The organism is Klebsiella sp. A52, from assembly GCF_018388785.1.
GTDB classification, from domain to species: Bacteria; Pseudomonadota; Gammaproteobacteria; order Enterobacterales; family Enterobacteriaceae; genus Klebsiella; species Klebsiella aerogenes.
The window spans coordinates 1,736,033-1,756,222 of record NZ_CP074437.1; the positions used below are offsets into that span (position 1 = coordinate 1,736,033).

At 57.7% G+C, this 20,190-nt stretch carries 18 protein-coding genes; 10 read left to right on the forward strand and 8 right to left on the reverse strand.

Translation table 11 applies throughout. The features are described 5' to 3' along the window. Positions 1-100: 100 nt before the first annotated feature. Positions 101-574: a transcription elongation factor GreB gene (greB, locus tag KGA69_RS08050; RefSeq protein WP_015703675.1), complete on the reverse strand. Its 474-nt coding sequence runs from the start codon at positions 572-574 to the stop codon at positions 101-103. A gap of 85 nt (positions 575-659) precedes the next feature. After that, the gene (locus tag KGA69_RS08055) at positions 660-1,418 is read right to left on the reverse strand and encodes a FadR/GntR family transcriptional regulator (protein WP_213292983.1); all 759 of its coding nucleotides are present in this window, start codon (positions 1,416-1,418) and stop codon (positions 660-662) included. A gap of 234 nt (positions 1,419-1,652) precedes the next feature. On the opposite strand from KGA69_RS08055, the gene KGA69_RS08060 reads away from it, so the two are divergent. The 9 genes from KGA69_RS08060 to envZ all read left to right on the forward strand — a co-directional run bounded on the left by KGA69_RS08060 (position 1,653) and on the right by envZ (position 10,197). Continuing rightward, a complete protein-coding gene (locus tag KGA69_RS08060; RefSeq protein WP_015703673.1) occupies positions 1,653-2,393 on the forward strand; it encodes an SDR family oxidoreductase in 741 nt (246 codons plus the stop codon). A 35-nt stretch (positions 2,394-2,428) separates the two neighbouring features. After that, positions 2,429-3,280, forward strand: coding sequence for a fumarylacetoacetate hydrolase family protein (locus KGA69_RS08065; protein ID WP_213292985.1), 852 nt, complete (start codon positions 2,429-2,431; stop codon positions 3,278-3,280). Next, positions 3,277-4,572: an L-fuconate dehydratase gene (locus tag KGA69_RS08070; RefSeq protein WP_049060788.1), complete on the forward strand. Its 1,296-nt coding sequence runs from the start codon at positions 3,277-3,279 to the stop codon at positions 4,570-4,572. Before KGA69_RS08065 ends, KGA69_RS08070 begins: the two co-directional genes overlap by 4 nt. Then, positions 4,559-5,410, forward strand: a complete 852-nt coding sequence (locus KGA69_RS08075; protein WP_045394843.1) for an amidohydrolase family protein — start codon at positions 4,559-4,561, stop codon at positions 5,408-5,410. Before KGA69_RS08070 ends, KGA69_RS08075 begins: the two co-directional genes overlap by 14 nt. Continuing rightward, positions 5,394-6,170, forward strand: a complete 777-nt coding sequence (locus tag KGA69_RS08080; protein WP_045394844.1) for an L-fucose dehydrogenase — start codon at positions 5,394-5,396, stop codon at positions 6,168-6,170. The genes KGA69_RS08075 and KGA69_RS08080 overlap by 17 nt, the downstream gene beginning before the upstream one ends. Further along, positions 6,167-6,523: an L-rhamnose mutarotase gene (locus KGA69_RS08085; RefSeq protein ID WP_015369371.1), complete on the forward strand. Its 357-nt coding sequence runs from the start codon at positions 6,167-6,169 to the stop codon at positions 6,521-6,523. Before KGA69_RS08080 ends, KGA69_RS08085 begins: the two co-directional genes overlap by 4 nt. 31 nt (positions 6,524-6,554) lie before the next feature. Next, positions 6,555-7,778: a sugar MFS transporter gene (locus tag KGA69_RS08090; RefSeq protein ID WP_213292987.1), complete on the forward strand. Its 1,224-nt coding sequence runs from the start codon at positions 6,555-6,557 to the stop codon at positions 7,776-7,778. Positions 7,779-8,119: 341 nt separating this feature from the next. Continuing rightward, on the forward strand, positions 8,120-8,839 hold the full coding sequence (gene ompR / locus KGA69_RS08095; protein WP_001157751.1) for an osmolarity response regulator transcription factor OmpR: 720 nt from the start codon (positions 8,120-8,122) through the stop codon (positions 8,837-8,839). Then, positions 8,836-10,197 carry a two-component system sensor histidine kinase EnvZ gene (gene envZ, locus KGA69_RS08100; RefSeq protein WP_015369373.1) on the forward strand — a complete coding sequence of 454 codons (1,362 nt, stop codon included), beginning with the start codon at positions 8,836-8,838 and terminating at the stop codon, positions 10,195-10,197. The genes ompR and envZ overlap by 4 nt, the downstream gene beginning before the upstream one ends. A 221-nt stretch (positions 10,198-10,418) precedes the next feature. Here envZ and pckA read toward each other — a convergent pair whose 3' ends face one another. The 5 genes from pckA to KGA69_RS08125 form a co-directional block, all read right to left on the reverse strand. After that, a complete protein-coding gene (gene pckA, locus KGA69_RS08105; protein ID WP_045375850.1) occupies positions 10,419-12,038 on the reverse strand; it encodes a phosphoenolpyruvate carboxykinase (ATP) in 1,620 nt (539 codons plus the stop codon). Positions 12,039-12,395: 357 nt separating this feature from the next. Continuing rightward, positions 12,396-13,274 (reverse strand): Hsp33 family molecular chaperone HslO, encoded by an 879-nt coding sequence (gene hslO, locus KGA69_RS08110; RefSeq protein ID WP_015703666.1) that lies wholly within the window; start codon positions 13,272-13,274, stop codon positions 12,396-12,398. A gap of 26 nt (positions 13,275-13,300) precedes the next feature. Then, a complete protein-coding gene (gene hslR, locus KGA69_RS08115; RefSeq protein WP_015369376.1) occupies positions 13,301-13,702 on the reverse strand; it encodes a ribosome-associated heat shock protein Hsp15 in 402 nt (133 codons plus the stop codon). Further along, positions 13,699-14,382 carry a GMP/IMP nucleotidase gene (gene yrfG / locus KGA69_RS08120; RefSeq protein WP_045394847.1) on the reverse strand — a complete coding sequence of 228 codons (684 nt, stop codon included), beginning with the start codon at positions 14,380-14,382 and terminating at the stop codon, positions 13,699-13,701. The genes hslR and yrfG overlap by 4 nt, the downstream gene beginning before the upstream one ends. A 59-nt stretch (positions 14,383-14,441) precedes the next feature. Beyond that, positions 14,442-16,571, reverse strand: coding sequence for an intracellular growth attenuator family protein (locus tag KGA69_RS08125; RefSeq protein WP_045394848.1), 2,130 nt, complete (start codon positions 16,569-16,571; stop codon positions 14,442-14,444). Positions 16,572-16,856: 285 nt separating this feature from the next. On the opposite strand from KGA69_RS08125, the gene nudE reads away from it, so the two are divergent. Then, positions 16,857-17,417: an ADP compounds hydrolase NudE gene (nudE, locus tag KGA69_RS08130; protein ID WP_015703662.1), complete on the forward strand. Its 561-nt coding sequence runs from the start codon at positions 16,857-16,859 to the stop codon at positions 17,415-17,417. Between the two features lie 52 nt (positions 17,418-17,469). Here nudE and mrcA read toward each other — a convergent pair whose 3' ends face one another. Continuing rightward, positions 17,470-20,028, reverse strand: a complete 2,559-nt coding sequence (gene mrcA, locus KGA69_RS08135) for a peptidoglycan glycosyltransferase/peptidoglycan DD-transpeptidase MrcA (protein ID WP_213292989.1) — start codon at positions 20,026-20,028, stop codon at positions 17,470-17,472. Between the last annotated feature and the right edge of the window lie 162 nt (positions 20,029-20,190).

A 20,190-nucleotide genomic window follows, 5' to 3' on the forward strand; every position in this document is an offset into this window, starting at 1 on the left:
CGGTTTTATTCATCATTAGGGTCAAAAATCAGGGGATAGTTATACGGGCTGCCAGGCTAAAATGCCAGCCGCGACCGGGTTCTCTCGGAATGTTCCGGCGCTATTTCACGTATTCAATTTCATTGACGTACCAGCTGGCTTCGCCCGCCGGGGTGTTAACGATAGCCAGGTCGCCCACCTCTTTCTTCAGTAAAGCGCGCGCCATTGGCGAATCGATAGAGATATAGTCTTTGCGGCCGAAGATTTCATCGTAGCCGACAATGCGAAAGCGCTTGGTATCACCATCGTCGTTCTCGATTTCCACCCACGCGCCGAAGAACACTTTGCCTTCCTGCTGCGGGGAATAATCGACGATTTTTAGATTTTCCAGACACTTGGTGAGATAACGCACCCGGCGGTCGATTTCGCGCAGGCGCTTTTTATTGTACTGATAATCGGCGTTTTCGCTGCGGTCGCCAAGACTCGCCGCCCAGGTCACTTTCTTGGTGACTTCCGGGCGCTCTGTACGCCACAAGTAATCCATCTCTTGCTTCAGTTTTTCATACCCTTCACGGGTGATCAGCGGCGTTTTCATCTGTGGTTCATCCAAAATAATCTCGTCCCGCCGTACCTTAACCAGCCGTTTCGGCAAGGTAAAGCGCCAGGCGCAGAAATCGCGGCTACTGGCGGCGGGTAAAAATGGTAATCACCTGATCAATATGATTTTTCATTGCTTTTTTTGCCGCACGTACGTCGTGGGCCTCAATGGCTTCAAGGATCGCGCGATGCTCCTGTTCCGAGCGATGTGGCATATCGTCCGGGGTGTAATGGCGCTGCAGCATGCGGAACATACTGCCGTAGCGGTGGCCGAGCAGGTGGCCGATGATAAACGCGTACGCCGGGTTGCCGCTGGCCTGAGCGATACGGATATGGAACAGGCGGTCGCCGGGATGGGTGGTTGAACCGGCACGGTTATCGCGACAGTTCTGTTCAAAGGCCTCGCGGATAGCGACCAGCTCCTCGGGGCTGGCATGGCGCGCCGCCAGCGCGGCGGTTTCCGGTTCGATTAACAGGCGCGCCTGCAGCAGGGAAAAGGGCGGAAGTTCGGCGTTAAAATCGAGGTCTATGTTGAGTTCGTCGTCGATCTCCGTCCACTGGTCGCGACCGGCCTGCGCCATCACCGGTTCTTTGGTGGCGGCGAGCGGCGTCTGCGATTTGACGATTACCCCGTTGCCGACGCGCACGTCCACCAGGCCAATCACCTCCAGCGCAATCAGCGCTTCGCGTACCGATGCGCGGCTGACGTTCAACTGCTGGGCTAAATCTCGCTCAGACGGGAGACGACTGCCGGGTGGAAATTCGTTGTTCTCAATTAATCGCTTGAGTTGGTCTGCTATCTGTCTGTAAATCCTTGGGTTTTCCAGTCTGGTAATCGGCATGTTTCACCTTTGCTCATGCGATAGACAGTGATAAAGCGCACAAATATTGGCCAGCACACTTGAGTGTTTGTTAGTCGAGTGTAATTAATTGGTTAACCAATGTGCCGTTTGTGGCCGTTTTTGCAACATCTAAGCTTCACGATAGCGGGTTATGCCTGACTTGTCATGCGAAAGGTCAGGCCTTTGACTACCACCAATGGCCTGACCATTAGTCCTTTAGACCAGGGGAGAGAAATGGAACTAACCGGAAAACGCGTTCTGATTACCGCCGCAGGGCAGGGGATTGGCAATAGCTGCGCGCGGCTATTTGCCGCCGCTGGCGCGGAAGTAATTGCCAGCGATATCAACATTGCCGGATTGAGCGATATCCCCGGCGTGCAGCCGCTGCAGCTGGATGTCACCCGCGCCGACGCTATTGCCGCCGCCGCGGAAACGCTGGGCCCGCTGGATGTCTTGTTCAACTGCGCCGGGGTGGTGCATAGCGGCAGCATTCTTGAATGTAGCGAGCGGGAGTGGCAGTTCGCTCTCGATCTGAATGTCACCGCCATGTTCCACACGATTCGCGCCTTTTTGCCGGCGATGATCGCCCGCGGCGGCGGCTCGATTATCAACATGTCATCGGTGGCTTCCAGCGTGAAAGGGGTACCAAACCGCTTCGCCTACAGCGCCAGTAAAGCGGCGGTCATTGGCCTGACCCGCTCGGTGGCGGCGGATTTCGTCACCCAGGGCATTCGTTGTAATGCGATTTGTCCGGGCACCGTCGATTCACCTTCTCTGCGCGGACGTATTGCCGAGCAGGCGCGTGAACAAGGGTTGAGCGAAGAGGCGGTTTATGAGGCGTTTGTCGCCCGCCAGCCTATTGGCCGCATCGGCAAGCCGGAAGAGATCGCCCAGCTGGCGCTGTATCTGGCTTCCGACGCCAGCGCCTACACCACCGGTACGGTACAGATTATTGACGGCGGCTGGAGCAACTAACCGTACGGCGCTTTATTTCACTATCAGGAAAACGCATGAAATTACTTCGTTTTGGCAATCCCGGCAGCGAGCGTCCGGGCGTACTCGATAACGACGGCCGCCTGCGCGACCTGTCGCAATATATTAACGATCTGCGCGGCGACGCGCTGCTGCCGGAGAGTCTGGCGCGTCTGCGCCAGCTGGATCTCTACAGCCTGCCGCTGGTTGAAGGCAATCCGCGTATTGGCGCCTGCGTCGGCGGTATCGGTAAGTTTATCTGCATTGGCCTGAACTATGCCGATCACGCCGCAGAGACCGGCGCCGACATTCCGCAGGAACCCGTGGTATTCAGCAAGTGGACCAGCGCGGTGGTCGGGCCTAACGACAACGTGATTATCCCGCGCGGTTCGCAAAAGACCGACTGGGAAGTCGAATTAGGGGTAGTGATTGGCAAAGGCGGGCGCTATATCGACGAGCGCGACGCCATGCAGCACGTTGCTGGCTACTGCGTGATTAATGACGTCTCCGAGCGCGAGTATCAAATTGAGCGCGGCGGCACCTGGGATAAGGGCAAAGGCTGCGACACGTTCGGGCCGACGGGCCCCTGGCTGGTGACCGCCGATGAAATCCCCGACCCCAACGCCCTCAACCTGTGGCAGGAGGTCGACGGCAAACGCTATCAGGACGGCAACACCCGCACCATGATTTTCAAAGTGCCCTATATCATCAGCTACCTGAGCCGCTTTATGAGCCTGCAGCCGGGCGATGTCATCTCCACCGGCACGCCGCCAGGGGTGGGTATGGGCCAGAAACCGCAGCCGGTTTATTTACGCGCCGGCCAGACTATTCGTTTGGGCATTGAAGGGTTGGGCGAACAGCAGCAGCTGACCGTGGAGGACAAACAATGACGCAAATTACCGCCCTGCGGGTAGAGGATATTCGCTTCCCCACTTCGCAGCAGTTGGACGGCTCCGACGCGATGAATCCCGATCCGGATTACTCCGCCGCCTACGTGATCCTCGAAACCGACAATCCTAAGCTCACCGGTCACGGGCTGACCTTCACCATTGGCCGCGGCAACGAAATTTGCTGCGCGGCGATTCAGGCGCTGGAGCATTTAATCGTCGGCGAGCAACTCGAGGCGATCGCCGCCGATATGGGCGCCTTCTGGCGGCGCTTTACCAGCGATAGCCAGCTGCGCTGGATTGGCCCGGACAAAGGCGCGATTCACCTGGCGACCGGCGCGGTGGTCAATGCGGTGTGGGATCTGTGGGCGAAGGCCGAAGGCAAACCGGTCTGGCGACTGGTCGCCGATATGAGCCCGGCCGAGCTGGTGCGCTGCATCGATTTTCGCTACATCACCGACTGCATTACCCCGGAGGAGGCGTTGCGCCTGCTGGAAAGCCGTGAAGAGGGCAAAGCCCAGCGGCTTGAACAACTGCAGACGCATGGTTATCCGTGTTACACCACCTCAGCGGGCTGGTTGGGTTACGGTGATGACAAACTGCGTCGTCTTTGTCAGCAGGCGGTGGACGCCGGTTTCTCGCATATCAAGCTGAAGGTCGGGCGCGACATTGAAGACGATATCCGCCGCGTGCGCATTGCCCGGGAAGTGATTGGCCCCGAGCGGAAACTGATGATTGACGCCAACCAGGTATGGGAAGTGGATGCCGCGATTCCGTGGGTCAAAGCGCTGGCCTTCGCCAACCCGTGGTTTATCGAAGAGCCGACCAGCCCGGATGATATCGAAGGTCACCGCAAGATCCGCGAGAACATCGGCGCGGTGAAGGTCGCCACCGGCGAGATGTGCCAGAACCGGATTATGTTCAAACAGTTCATTATGCGCGGCGCGATTGACGTGGTGCAGATCGATGCCTGCCGGTTAGGCGGCGTCAACGAAGTGCTGGCGGTGATGCTGATGGCGGCGAAGTACAACCTGCCGGTTTGCCCGCACGCCGGCGGCGTCGGACTGTGCGAATACGTCCAGCACCTGTCGATGATTGACTACCTGTGCATCGCCGGTACCCATGAAGGGCGGGTGATTGAGTTTGTCGACCATCTGCACGAGCACTTCCTGCACCCTTGCGAAATCCGCGGCGCAGCTTATATGCCGCCGCAGGCGCCGGGCTACTCGATTGAAATGCATCAGGCTTCTATCGAGCAGTACCGCTACCGTGGAGAAGCGCATGTTGCGCATTGACGCCCACCACCACTACTGGCGCTATCAGCCACAGGATTACCCGTGGATTGATGACGACATGCCGCAACTGCGCCGGGATTTTTACCCCCCGCAGCTCCAGCCGCTGCTGGCGCAGCACCGGCTCGATGGCGCGGTGGTAGTGCAGGCGCGTCATGATGAAAACGAAACCGCCTGGCTGGTGGCGCAGGTTTCTCAAGCAGCAGGCGTATGCGGCGTGGTGGGCTGGCTGGATATTACCGCCGCGGATCTCGAAGACAAGCTGACGCAGTGGCGCGGCCAGCTGTGCGGGTTGCGCCATCAGGTGCAGGATGAAGCCGACCCGGCAGCGTGGCTTGAGCGCGAGGCGGTCTCGCGAGGAATGCAGCAGTTGCAGCGCCAGGGCTATAGCTGGGATCTGTTGGTTACCCATCGTCATCTCGCGGCGGCGGCGCGCTTTGCCGCCCGCCACGATGACCACTGGCTGGTGCTCGATCATTTCGGCAAGCCGGATATCGCGCGCGGCGCGGCCCACTGGGCCGAACAGGCGCGGCCGCTGGCCGCATTACCGCATGTGGTGGGCAAACTTTCCGGCCTGGTGACCGAAGCCGGGCGCGGATGCTGGACTGAGGAACAGCTGCTGCCTTTCTTCGACGCCGCGCTGGAGCTGTTTGGCCCGCAGCGGCTAATGTTTGGTTCCGACTGGCCGGTATGCCTGCTGGCGGCGGAGTACCGCCAGGTTTACCAGCTGTGCGAAACGGCGCTGGCTCCGCTGACGGAAACGCAGCGGTCAGCTATTTGGGGCGGCACTGCCTGTCGGGTTTATGGTTTAACGGAGGCGAAGCGTGGATCTATTTCTTAAAGACAAAGTGGTTATCGTCACCGGCGGCGGCTCGGGGATCGGCGCGGCCGTGACGCAACTGCTGGCGGAAGAGGGGGCGGTGCCGGTCATCGTCACTAACGCCCTGCCAGAGCAGGGGTTTATGGATAGGTTGAAGCAAATCGCGCCGCAAAGTGAGCTCATTATCGCCGACCTGTGCCAGGAGGCTGAATGCGCCGGGGCGGTAGGTCAGGTGCTGGCGCGATTTGGCCGCATTGATGCGCTGGTGAATAACGCCGGAGTGAACGATGGCGTAGGGCTCGAGGCCGGGCGTGAGGCGTTTCTCGGATCGCTTGAGAAAAACCTGATCCACTACTATCAGATGGCCCACCTGTGCCGCGAAGCGTTAGAGGTGGCGCGGGGCGCTATCGTCAATATCGCCTCGAAAACCGCGCTCAGCGGCCAGGGCGGCACCAGCGGCTATACCGCGGCGAAAGGGGCGGTGCTGGCATTAACCCGTGAATGGGCGGTATCGCTGCGCGAGAGCGGCGTGCGCGTCAACGCGGTGGTTCCGGCGGAAGTGCTGACGCCGCAGTACCAGCGCTGGATAAATACCTTCCCCGATCCGCAGCGGCAGATGGCGGCGATTAACCAACGCATTCCGCTGGGCAAACGCATGACCACGCCGGAAGAGATCGCCAACACCGTGGTGTTTCTTATCTCCTCGCGCGCGTCGCACACTACCGGGCAGTGGCTATCGGTGGACGGCGGATATTTGCATCTCGACAGGGCGCTGTCATGAGCGTTACCGCCGCGCGGCGGCGGCTGTGTCAGGCGCTGGATTTAGTCGATTCGGCGGAGAAAATCGCCGAATACCAGCGTCTGCATGAACGTATCTGGCCGGAAGTCGCCGGGCACCTGCGCGCCCATGGCGTGCTGGATATGGAGATTTACCGGCTTGGCACGCGGCTGTTTATGGTGATGGAGGTCGCCGGGGATTTCGATGGCGAACGCTTTGCTCAGCACAGCCTGAACCACCCGGTCATTCAGCGCTGGGAAGCGCTGATGTGGCAATACCAGGTTCCCACCCCCTGGACGCCGGCAGGCGAAAAATGGGTGTCGATGGAGCGCATATTCTCTTTGCAGGATCAATAAAACAACTCTGTACTCTACTGAGGATCTCACCATGCTAGTGAATAAAACGGCGGAGCCGCTGGCGGCCCGCGCCGGGGCGACCCCTAATCTGCGCTGGGCATTTATGCTGGTCACCAGCCTGTTCTTTATGTGGGGGCTCTCTTACGGCCTGCTCGATGTTCTCAATAAACACTTTCAGGAGACCCTGCACGTCACCAAAGCGCAGTCCGGTTTACTGCAGGCGGCCTATTTTGGCGCCTACTTCCTGGTGGCGCTGCCCGCCGGCTATTTTATGGATAAACGCGGTTATAAAGCGGGGATCCTGGTCGGTTTGTGCCTGTATGCGCTTGGCGCGCTGCTGTTTGTGCCGGCGGCGAGCGTGAATAGCTTTGCGCTATTCCTCTTCGCGCTGTTTGTGATTGCCTGTGGATTAGGCTGCCTTGAGACCGCGGCGAACCCTTATGCGACGGTACTTGGCAATAGTAAAGGCGCCGAGCGGCGGTTGAATCTGGCGCAGTCGTTTAACGGACTGGGGCAGTTTATTGGCCCGCTGATCGGCGGCACACTGTTCTTTTCAGCCACTCAGAGCGATACCGGCGATCAGAGCTCGGTAAAAATCACCTATGTCGCTATCGCCGTGCTGGTGCTGGCCATCGCGCTGCTGTTCCGCCGCACGCCGATGCCGGATATTCGCGAGGATGAGGGCAGTCAGCAAGAAGCGGCACAAGGGCTGTGGCAGCATCGCCACTTTACCGGCGGGGTCATCGCCCAGTTCTTTTACGTTGCCGCGCAGGTCGGTGTGGGGGCGTTCTTTATCAACTATGCGACCGAGCACTGGCATGGCGTAACAAACCAGCACGCTTCCTATCTGCTGTCGATTGCGATGATTAGCTTTATGGTCGGTCGTTTCTTCAGTACCTGGCTGATGGGGCGGGTGCAGGCGGCGACCCTGCTGATGGTTTACTCGCTGGTCAATATCGTGCTCTGCGGTCTGGTGATGATGAGCATTGATGGCGTGTCGGTGGTGGCGCTGATTGCGGTCTTCTTTTTTATGTCGATTATGTTCCCGACCATTTTCGCGCTGGGCGTTAAAAATATGGGCAGCCATACCAAACGCGCCAGCTCGTTTATGATTATGGCCATCGTCGGTGGGGCGATTATGCCTTACTTCATGGGGGCGCTGGCCGACCGCTACAGTACCGCGTTGGCCTATGGGTTGCCGCTGCTATGCTTCCTGGTGGTGCTGTGGTACGGCATGAGCCAACGACGCGCGTAAGCGGCAAAATTAGCTAAAAAGGCGGAGGAGACCCTCCGCCTTTTCCTTTTTTGTCGCGCCGGTGGTAAATTTTGCTCAGAATGACGGGTTTACCCTAAATAATTCGAGTTGCAGGAAGGCGGCAAGTGTGTGAATCCCCAGGAGCATAGATAACTATGTGACTGGGGTGAGCGCACGCAGCCAACGCACGTGCAACTTGAAGAATGACGGGTATAAACTGCTGTTTAATATGCTTTGTAACAATTTCGACTAGAATATATACCAGATTTGGCTGGTCGTATTAGCGTGGGTTTTTAAGAATACGCACTAACGATTGCAGTGAACCTTTGGGAGTACAAACAATGCAAGAGAATTATAAGATTCTGGTTGTGGATGACGACATGCGCCTGCGCGCGCTGCTGGAACGTTATCTGACCGAGCAGGGCTTCCAGGTTCGTAGCGTGGCGAACGCCGAACAGATGGATCGCCTGCTGACCCGTGAATCCTTCCACCTGATGGTGCTGGATCTGATGCTGCCGGGCGAAGATGGTTTATCTATCTGCCGCCGTCTGCGTAGCCAGAGCAACCCGATGCCGATCATTATGGTGACGGCGAAAGGGGAAGAAGTGGACCGTATCGTGGGCCTGGAAATCGGCGCCGATGATTACATTCCTAAACCGTTTAACCCGCGCGAACTGCTGGCCCGTATCCGCGCCGTGCTGCGCCGCCAGGCGAACGAGCTGCCGGGCGCGCCATCGCAAGAAGAAGCGGTGATTGCTTTTGGCAAGTTCAAACTGAACCTCGGCACCCGCGAGATGTTCCGTGAAGATGAGCCGATGCCGCTCACCAGCGGTGAGTTCGCGGTATTAAAAGCGCTGGTTAGCCATCCGCGCGAGCCGCTGTCCCGCGATAAGCTGATGAACCTTGCCCGCGGCCGCGAATACTCGGCGATGGAGCGCTCCATCGACGTACAAATCTCCCGCCTGCGCCGCATGGTGGAAGAAGATCCGGCGCACCCGCGCTACATCCAGACCGTTTGGGGACTGGGCTACGTCTTCGTACCGGACGGTTCTAAGGCATGAAGCGCGTGCGTTTTTCGCCGCGAAGCTCATTTGCCCGCACCCTGTTACTGATCGTCACCCTGCTGTTCGTCAGCCTGGTGACGACCTATCTGGTGGTGCTGAATTTCGCGATCCTGCCCAGCCTGCAGCAGTTTAACAAGGTGTTGGCATACGAAGTCCGTATGCTGATGACCGATAAACTGCAGCTGGAAGACGGCACTCAACTGGTGGTACCGCCGGCGTTTCGCCGCGAAATTTACCGCGAGCTGGGGATTTCGCTCTATTCCAATGAGGCGGCGGAAGACGCAGGCCTGCGCTGGGCGCAGCATTATGAATTCTTAAGCCAGCAGATGGCGCACCAGCTTGGCGGGCCGACCGAAGTGCGGGTTGAGGTCAACAAAAGCTCGCCGGTGGTGTGGCTGAAGACCTGGCTGTCGCCGAATATCTGGGTGCGGGTACCGCTGACTGAAATCCATCAGGGCGATTTCTCGCCGCTATTCCGCTATACGCTGGCGATAATGCTGCTGGCCATTGGCGGCGCGTGGCTATTTATCCGCATTCAGAACCGGCCGCTTGTCGACCTTGAACATGCCGCGCTGCAGGTCGGGCGCGGGATTATTCCGCCGCCGCTGCGCGAATACGGCGCGTCAGAAGTGCGTTCGGTGACCCGCGCCTTCAACCATATGGCCGCCGGGGTCAAACAGCTGGCGGACGACCGTACGCTGCTGATGGCCGGGGTCAGCCACGATTTGCGCACGCCGCTGACGCGGATCCGGCTGGCGACGGAGATGATGGGCGAGCAGGACGGCTATCTCGCCGAGTCGATCAATAAAGATATCGAAGAGTGCAACGCCATCATCGAGCAGTTTATTGATTACCTGCGCACCGGCCAGGAGATGCCGATGGAGCTTGCGGATCTCAACGCCGTGTTAGGCGAAGTGATCGCCGCCGAAAGCGGCTACGAGCGGGAAATCGCCACCGATCTGCAGGCCGGAGAAATTCCGCTGCGCCTGCATCCGCTGTCGATCAAACGCGCGTTAGCCAATATGGTGGTGAACGCCGCTCGTTACGGTAAGGGCTGGATTAAAGTCAGCAGCGGCAGCGAAGCCAGCCGCGCCTGGTTCCAGGTGGAAGATGACGGCCCGGGGATTAAACCGGAACAGCGCGAACATCTGTTCCAGCCGTTTGTGCGCGGCGATAGCGCCCGTAGCACCAGCGGCACCGGGCTGGGGCTGGCGATAGTGCAGCGTATTATCGACAATCATAACGGCCGACTGGAGATTGGCACCAGCGAACGCGGCGGCCTGCTGATCCGCGCCTGGCTACCGATTCCGGTGCATCGCGCGTTGTCGCCGGCGAAGCCCGCGAAAGAGAGTTGATTAGCGTATAAATATAAAAAAGCCGGGCATCGCCCGGCTTCAGACTGCTGACAAAGAAGGAAAAAGCGTGGTTTTTCCTTCTTTGTGGTTATCAGCCGAAAATCAATAAATTGATTTTCCTTGTTATTTGTCTCTTGCAATCTGTAAGTCCAATGGTTGCATGAGGTTTGTCATCAATCTCAAGCCGGGCATCGCCCGGCTTTGTTGTTTCTGCGATCTGATTAACGCTTCGGACCGGCCGCAACCAGCGCAGCGCCGGCCGGGGTATCGGTATACTTCTCGAAGTTCTCAATAAACAGTTTCGCCAGCTGATCGGCTTTCTCCTGCCACTGCTCCGGAGAACCGTAGGTATTACGCGGGTCGAGGATATGGGTATCGACGCCCGGCAGCTCGGTTGGGATCTGCAGGTTGAACATCGGTAGAGTGAAGGTTTCGGCGTTATCCAGCGAACCGTCGAGGATGGCGTCGATAATCGCGCGGGTATCTTTAATTGAGATACGTTTGCCGGTACCGTTCCAGCCGGTGTTGACCAGGTAGGCCTGGGCGCCGGAAGCCTGCATGCGTTTTACCAGCACTTCAGCGTACTGCGTCGGGTGCAGCGACAGGAACGCGGCGCCGAAGCAGGCGGAGAAGGTTGGGGTTGGCTCGGTGACGCCGCGCTCGGTACCGGCCAGCTTGGCGGTAAAGCCAGACAGGAAGTGGTACTGAGTCTGGTCAGCGGTCAGACGTGAAACCGGCGGCAATACGCCAAAGGCGTCGGCGGTCAGGAAGATGACCTTGGTAGCGTGACCGGCTTTCGAAACCGGCTTAACGATATTTTCGATATGGTCGATCGGGTAGGAGACGCGGGTGTTCTCGGTCTTCGAACCGTCATCAAAATCGATGGTGCCGTCAGCCAGTACCACGACGTTTTCCAGCAGCGCATCGCGGCGGATCGCGTGATAGATATCCGGCTCGTTGGCTTCCGACAGCTTAATGGTCTTCGCGTAGCAGCCGCCTTCGAAGTTAAACACGCCATCATCATCCCAACCGTGCTCGTCATCGCCAATCAGGCGGCGTTTCGGGTCGGTGGAGAGGGTGGTTTTACCGGTGCCGGACAGGCCGAAGAACACGGCGACATCGCCTTTTTCGCCGACGTTAGCGGAGCAGTGCATCGAAGCGATGCCCTGCAGCGGCAGCAGGTAGTTCATGATCGAGAACATCCCTTTCTTCATTTCGCCGCCGTACCAGGTGCCGCCGATAAGCTGGATGCGCTCGGTCAGGTTGAAAGCCACGAAGTTTTCGGAGTTCAGACCCTGCTCTTTCCACTGCGGGTTGGTGCACTTCGCGCCGTTCATGACGATAAAGTCCGGCTCGAAGGCTGCCAGCTCTTCTTCGCTCGGGCGAATGAACATGTTCTTAACAAAGTGTGCCTGCCAGGCGACTTCAGTAATAAAGCGCACGCTGAGGCGGGTGTCGGCGTTGGCGCCGCAGAAGGCGTCGACGATAAACAGGCGTTTGCCCGACAGCTGGTGAGTCACCAGGCCTTTCAGGTGCTGCCAGGTTTCCTGGGAGAGCGGCTTGTTGTCGTTCTTGCCATTGCCTTTATCAGACCACCACACGGTATCGCGAGTGGTATCGTCACGGACGATATATTTATCTTTCGGCGAACGGCCGGTGAAAATGCCGGTATCGACGGCGATGGCGCCAAGATTGGTTAATACGCCACGCTCATAACCTTCCAGTTTCGGGTCGAGCTCTTCCTGATACAGCGTATCGAAGCTCGGGTTGTGGACAATTTCCTGGACGTCATTGATACCGTAAGCCTTGAGATCCTGCGGGGTTAAACTATTAACGCGCATGTCACTGCTCCTTAGCCAATATGTACTGCTTTAAATTGTAGGGTTTCTTTCAGGGAATAGACCGCGACCAGGCTCATAGATTTACGTATCTCGACAAACGCCTTTCTTACGAAAAACACAGTGACTCCTGTCACGAAGTGCGCGTGATTATCTCAGGAAAACGGCCGCAGGTGGCGATAGATGTTTCCGAATGGTTAAAAAGTAATTAAAAAAACTGCTGAAATGTGAATGTAATCGCTTTCTTGAAAGAAAGTTACGTAACTCTTTCAGTGAAAATCGATTCAACACGCGGTCGAAATAGTTGACGCCAGGCGCGGCGGGTTAGAAAAACCCGGCAACGCCCGGCGAGAGGGGCGATTAGTGTACCTGCGGATCCGCCGGCGAGGCGTTATTACGGATCTCGGCGATATCCATCGCGTTGAACAGGTAATGATTACCGCAGTAGTCGCAATGCATATCAATTTCGCCTTCGTCGGCGAGGATGCTGTCGACTTCTTCATCCGGCAGCGTCTTCAGCGCATCGGCGCAGCGCTGGCGAGAACAGGTACATTTGAACTCGACGTCTTGCGGGTCGTATACCGTCACCTCTTCCTCATGGTACAGGCGCCATAATACATCGGTCGCCGGCAGGGTGAACAGCTCTTCCGCCTTGATGGTCTCGGTCAGGGTCGCCAGATGCTCGAAGTCGTTAAGCTGCGCGTCCTGAGCCGGCATCACCTGCAGCAGCATGCCGCCGGCCACCGCTTTACCGTCGTGCTCGCCGGTACGAATAAACAGACGGGTCGGCAGCTGTTCGGAACGCTGGAAGTAATCTTCCAGGCATGCCGCCAGGGTATCGCCTTCCAGGCCAACAACGCCCTGATAGCGCTCGCCTTCCTGTGGAGAGATGGTAATGACCAGATAGCCGTTGCCGACCAGCGTTTTCAGGTCCGCGCCTTCCGGGATTTCACCCTGAACCCGAGCGACGCCGCGTAGCTGCTGCTGGTTATTGCCGTTGATCACCGCCAGCGAGAGCGGGCCGTCGCCCTGCAGCTGAACGGTAATATCGCCGGCGAACTTCAGCGTGGCGGTCAGCAGGCTGGTGGCGACCAGCAGCTCCGACAGCACGGTTTTCACCGGCTGCGGGTAGCTATGGTTGGCCAGGATCTGTTCCAACGTGTCCGATACGGTGACCAGTTCACCGCGCACGGCATAGTTTTCAAACAGATAACGATGTAATTGATCGTGTTGAGTCATAATCATCTCTCTTGCTGGCGGCAGCGTTATTCGCTGTCGCCGTGTTTAAATCTCATCAGGTCGCGGCGCTCTTTTTTGTCCGGACGTCTGTCTGGGTGCGGCATCGTGAGCGCATTCAGCTTACGCGCCAGCGCCACTTTTTCGCGTTTCTCGATACTCTCCGCCGTCTCTTCGTACAGCATAACGGCTTCGCTGGCTGGCCTGCGCTGTTCGGTAACGCTTTTGACGATAACGGTGCGCTCGTCGTTGCCCTGGCGCAGGGTCAGGGTGGCATTCAGCTCGACGATTTTGCTCGGCTTACTACGTTGTCCGTTGTAGTGCACCTTGCCGCCTTCAACCATTTCGCGCGCAATGGCGCGAGTTTTATAAAAGCGGGCTGCCCAGAGCCATTTGTCCAGCCTGACGCTTTCTGCGGGCTTATCTTTCATGGCCTCTCCTCCGGAGTCAGGGAAGGGATCAGCCGCCGGTAATCGTTCACGCCGGGATGGCGGGTATACTGTTTTTCCGCCAGGCCGGAATCCGGATTGGTGACGCCCAGGCAATAACGAATACCGAACTGCGCCGCCGCGTCCAGGATAGCCTCGCTGTCATCGACAAACAGCGTTTTGCGCGCATCAAGGCCGGTTTCATCCGCCACCGCGCGCCACAGGCGCTGATCCTCTTTCGGATAACCAAATGTGTGGGTGGAAAGTAATAAATCAAGGTGCGCGTCCAGACCGGTGTGCTTGAGCTTCACCGCCAGATTATGCGGGTGCGCGTTGGTCAGCAGGATGCGGCGCTTGCCGCTGGCCCGCAGCGCATCAAGGAATGGCACGGTATCTTCCCGCAGTTTTGCCCGCGGTCCCTGCTCGCTGGTCATCGCACAAATATCCAAACCCAGTCGCTCGCTCCAGTAATCAAGACAGTACCAGTTTAGCGTATGCTGCACGGCGTGATACTCCTGGTGCATTGCCGCTTTGGCTTCCTGCAGGTTGAGTCCGCGCGCGGCGCCCCAGGTTTCCGGGACCAATTTTTGCCAGAAGTAGTTGTCGAAGGCGAGGTCGAGCAGCGTACCATCCATATCCAGCAGAACGGTATCAACCTCCTGCCACGCGATATTGATTTGCATGGTGAGTCTCCAGCGAGGGGGAAATGCGCGACAGGGTATCACACCCTGTCGCGCAGGAATTAATCTTGATGATCCGGGGAAGGGATAAGAACCGGATTCAGGCAGCTTTCATAATATTTTTGAATTTCTTCCATGCGCAGGCGCTGGCGCTGATAGCGACGGATCGCCTGCACGCCGTGCCACGCCATACAACCAAGCATCGCCAGCAGCAGCAGAGTGGTGCCAAGATAGCGCCACAGTCCGCTGCGATCGGGAATGCGGTGCAGGTTGATATGCTGGGTGCCATTGGCATCGGTATAAAGATTAGTGACAATCCCCTCCGCATGGAATGGCGTGTGCATCAACATGCCCGCCAGGCGCTGCAGCTCGCCCCACTGCTCGTGGGCGGGATAATCGTACAGGCTGATAGCCGGCCACGGCTGATTGACCAGTTCGCTGCCTTCATCGCTGGCGATCAGGAATCCGCCAGGGGCCGGGCTATTTAGCGCCTGCGCCGCACGGGAGGTTTCACGCATCACAAACGGCGCGGTGGAAGTGGTCACCAGATTCTCCAGCGATTCGGCGCTTACCGGGCGCAGCAATACGTTCACCCCATCGAGCTTACCGGCGGTGGCGCGTTTGGTTAGCGCTTCCCAGTTGCGGGTATTGCCAAGGTTGACCAGCGCGTTCTTCAGACGCACGCAGTCATCTTTCGCCGAGCAGAGATCGTTGGTTTTCAGCACGATATCGCCGAAGTCATCCAGCAGCACCATTCCTGATTTCTGAATTGCCGAACGTAATGCCGGGCTAACGTGCGAATCGTCGTCCGGGTCAGGATGCAACTGGCGCTGTACCGCCTGGACCAGCGCCGTGGCCTTCCCGACGATATCGGACTCCGGCAGCGGCAGGGGAGGCGCGTCGTTCCAGATAATCTGCGAACAATCGAATGGCGTAAACGGTGACGCGTCTTTCGCGCTCCAGGCGCCCGGCGTACGGATGTTGCACATCCCGGTACCTTTTAATTGCAGCGTGTCGCCGATTCGTACTTTCGCCTTCTCAAGCTGGCCGACGGTGGTGGCTTCGATGGTCTGCGCCCCCTTAAGCCAGGAGAGGGTGAATTTAAAGGGCATATTCAGCGGTACGCTAATCCACAGCATGATGACGACCAGCAGCGCGCCGGCGGCGATAATCGCGCTGCGCAGCCAGTACTGCAGCGGGAAGTGTTTCACTTCATCGTGCAGCGACAGGAATCGCCCCTGGCGAACAACGTGGCGGTTAAGATAAATATCAATATCGGTTTGCTGCCCCAGATCCTGGGCGATCCACGGTTGCCAGTGACGCGGATAGATAAGGTCGATAATCCCCAGCGAAATATTATTAACGTGTTCCTGGTCGTTCTCGCCAAACAGTCCCCAGCGCTTCGGCATCCCGCGCAGGCAGTGGATTTCGCGTAGCGAACCGGCCAGCGGCGGCGCGTAAATGCCCCATACGCCCGCGGCCAACAGCAGCACGCCGCCGCCGAGCAGCCACGGCGCGAAGACATCCGGGGAGATCAGACAGCAATAGAACAGCAGGAAGGCTGCGACGATCATAATCCCTTCGCGCAGGCTGTCAGGACGGCTGAGAGCATGCTCTTCCTGAGTTTCCTGGCGGATGTTCAGCAGCTCGACCTGCTCGCTCTCCTCACCGCGAATCGACGCCTGGGTAGCCGATGCGCGTTCAAGCGCGTAGCTGCGGGCTTCCTGCGGATAGTCGCGCAAGGTGTGGTCATTGAGAACAATCACCAGCGGCAGGCTGTCGGTTGGGATCAGCGAGACGCTGTTCTCGTCGTTGATATGCTGTTCCCAGAACGGCGGCAGGTGAACCTCCACCGAGTCGAGGAAGTATCGCCATTTGTTGGGCTCATCAGACGAAATGCCATAGCGGGTGACGGCGCGGGTGACGGTATAAACGGTGTCGCTCTGCTCATTCAGTTTCAGGGCGACAGGCGCGACGCTGGCGCCGGTCGCCGGTACCTGTTGCGACTGGCTGAGGCCATCGAGATACTTTTCGACCGCCTGGCGTTCATCATCAGAAAGCTTGCGGGTCGTCGCGTCGCTAAAGGCTTGCAGTAAGGGGAGGCGACGACGTCTGGCATGAGATCGATACCACCACCCGATAAGCAAGACACAGAGTAGCAGAGCTGTGAAAAAGGTCAGAAAGGTGCCCATGCCCATCCCATCGTCATAGTAATTTTAATTGTTTATCGGCACATGTTGTCTAATGCAGGAAATTTTATTGTGCAATGCAGCAGCATGTAAGCTTATCAAAAACGGGAAAACTCAGGAATCGGTAAATTCTCAAAACAAATTCAACCTATTGACTTTTTTATCTTTATGAATCTTTGCATCGCAAGCAAAACGTTGCAACTATGTAAATTAGTGGCAATTTGGATTGCCGAAACCGTGCTGCGTATCGCACAATGACTTCTGTAATCACAGCATAGACCGATGACAATGAGCAAATCATTACAAAAACCCACCATTCTCAACGTTGAAACGGTAGCGCGTTCGCGTCTTTTTAATGTTGAAAGCGTGGACCTGGAGTTCAGCAACGGCGTGCGTCGCGTTTATGAACGCATGCGGCCCACCGCGCGTGAAGCCGTAATGATTGTGCCGATTGTTGACGACCACATTATTTTAATCCGCGAATATGCGGTCGGCACCGAATCCTACGAGCTGGGTTTCTCCAAAGGGCTTATCGACCCTGGCGAAACCGCCATGGAAGCCGCCAACCGCGAGCTGAAAGAAGAGGTGGGTTTCGGCGCCCGTCAATTGACCTTCCTGAAGAAGCTCAGCATGGCGCCATCTTATTTCTCCAGCAAAATGAACATCATGGTGGCGGAAGATCTCTATCCGGAATCGCTGCCGGGCGATGAGCCGGAACCGCTGCCGCAGGTGCGCTGGCCGCTGTCGCAGCTGATGTCGCTACTGGAAGAAGAAGACTTCAATGAAGCGCGTAACGTCAGCGCGCTGTTTCTGGTGCGTGAATGGCTACAGGCGCAGGGGCGTTTGTAGTTATAAGCGTCTCATCCGGACATAAAAAAAGCGCCTGCAGGCGCTTTTTTTATTAGAACAATTCGTGGGTTTCGCCACCGCTATCGGTAATGGTGGTGCCGACTTCGCGCACTGCCTGATGGGTAGGCTGCGTGCCCTCGATGAAGTACTCGGCGCGGCTGTTGCCGCCGTTAGCCAGTTGACCTGTACTGCGGTCGATATTCACCGTCACAATACCCGGCGGCGGCGTTAACGGCTCTTCCGGCACGCCTTCCAGCACCCGTTTCATAAAATCATCCCAGGCCGGTTGGGCGCTTTTAGCGCCGCCTTCATAACCCGAAATCTGATCTTTAATCGCGCCGGAAGCGGTGGTACGGCCCAAATCGCGACGGTGGTCATCGAAACCAATCCACACCGACGTCACGACGCCCGGACCGTATCCGGAGAACCACGCATCTTTCGAACTGTTGGTGGTACCGGTTTTGCCGCCGATATCATGACGCTGCAGATCGCGGCCCGCACGCCAGCCGGTGCCCATCCAGCCCGGTTCGCCGAAAATATTGGTATTCAGCGCGCTCTTAATCAAGAAGGCCAGCGGCGTGTTGATAACATGCGGGGCATACTCCGGCGCGCCGCTTTGCGCGACCAGCGACTGATTAGCCTGCTCAAGCTGCGGTTGCGGCGGGACGTCGCCGTTTTGCGGCTCCTGAGAGGTGGCGACCTCTTCGACATCCTGGTTTTCCAGCACGTTGGATTTCGGCGTATCGCCGTAGATCACCGGCGAATTACATTGCGGACAGGCGACCTTAGGCCGCTCTTCAAACAGCACGCCGCCCTGGTCGTTCTCGATCTTGCTAATGAAGTACGGGTTAATCAGGAAGCCGCCGTTAGCCATTACCGAGTAGCCGCGGGCGACCTGTAGCGGGGTAAAGGAAGCGGAACCCAGCGCCAGTGATTCGGTATGGACGATGTTCTGCGCCGGGAAGCCGAAACGCTGCAGATACTCTGCCGCATAATCGACGCCCATTGCGCGCATCGCGCGCACCATCACCACGTTCTTCGACTGACCTAATCCCTGACGCAAACGAATAGGGCCGGCGTACTGCGGCGGCGAGTTTTTTGGCCGCCAGTCGGAGCCCGCGCCGGCATCCCAGCGGGAGATCGGCACATCGTTAAGCATACTGGCGAGGGTTAAGCCTTTGTCCATCGCCGCGGTATAAAGGAACGGCTTGATATTGGAGCCAACCTGACGTAGCGCCTGGGTAGCGCGGTTGAATTTACTCTGATTGAAGTCAAAGCCGCCGACCAGAGCGATAATCGCGCCATTTTGCGGGTTGATAGAGACCAGCGCGGAGTTCACTTCCGGCACCTGCGACAGCCACCATTTGTCGCCCTCTTTGCGCACCCAAATTTGCTGCCCGGTCTGAATGACGTCGGTCACTTTGCGCGGCGTCGAGCCTTGTTGCGTATCGGAAACGTAGCGACGCGCCCAGCGGACGCCATCCATCGTTAACGCCACCGACGTGCCGTTGCCCAGCAACGCGACGGCTTCCTGCGGGTTCGCGGAGGTGACTACCGCCGGCGCCAGCGGGCCGACGCCCGGCAGTTTTTTCAGCGTATCGAGGATTTTTTTGTTATCCCACGGGGTCTCGCCAACTTTCCACAGCACGTTGACCGGGCCGCGATAGCCGTGGCGCATGTCGTAATCGAGCACGTTTTTACGCACCGATTGCTGGGCGGCCTGCTGGTTTTTACGCGTGATGGTGGTGTAGACGCGATAGCCGTCTTCGTAGGCCTGCTCGCCGTAGCGGTTGACCATCTCCTGACGCACCATTTCGCTCAAATACGGGGCGGAGAAGGCGATTTCCGGCGTGTGATAGCTGGCGTCAATCGCCTCGCTGCGCGCCTGATCGTACTGTGCCTGGGTGATATAGCCTTCGCCCAGCATACGCGACAGCACCACGTTGCGACGCGAGGTCGCGCGATCCAGCGAATAGAGCGGGTTAAAGGTGGAAGGCGCTTTTGGTAGACCGGCGATGACCGCCATTTCGCTCAGCGTCAGCTGATCGACCGTTTTACCGAAGTAAACCTGCGCGGCGGCGCCGACACCATAGGCGCGGTAGCCGAGGTAAATTTTATTGAGGTAAAGATCGAGAATTTCGTCTTTATTCAGCAGCTGTTCGATGCGGATCGCGAGGAAAACCTCTTTGATCTTACGCGTTATCGTTTTTTCCGGGCTGAGGAAGAAGTTACGCGCAAGCTGCTGAGTAATAGTACTGGCGCCCTGCGAAGCATGGCCTGAGAACATCGCCACGCTGGCGGCGCGGAAAATCCCCACCGGATCGACGCCATGATGCTCATAGAAGCGGCTATCTTCAGTCGCGATAAACGCTTTTATCAGCTCCGGCGGCATCTGCTGCAGAGTGACGGGGATGCGGCGCTTTTCGCCATATTGCGCAATGAGCTCGCCGTCCGCGCTATAAACCTGCATCGGGATCTGCAAGCGCACATCCTTTAAGGTCGCGACGTCGGGGAGTTGCGGCTCTATAAATTTGTAGAGGCCATAAATCGAGCCTGCTCCCAGCAGAACGCAACAAACTGCAAGGATAAAAAGATACTTTACGAACTTCACCGGAGAATTCCCATTTAGTTTTATTTGGGCAGTTTATAAACAAACGCGCGGTAGTATAAAGGCAAGCCAGGAGCATTGATATACCCCCACGGGGCGGCTTGCTGGCGCTATGTCTTCCAGACGGCGTGTCGATCGACGCTAAAAGCCCCCATTTCGCCACAT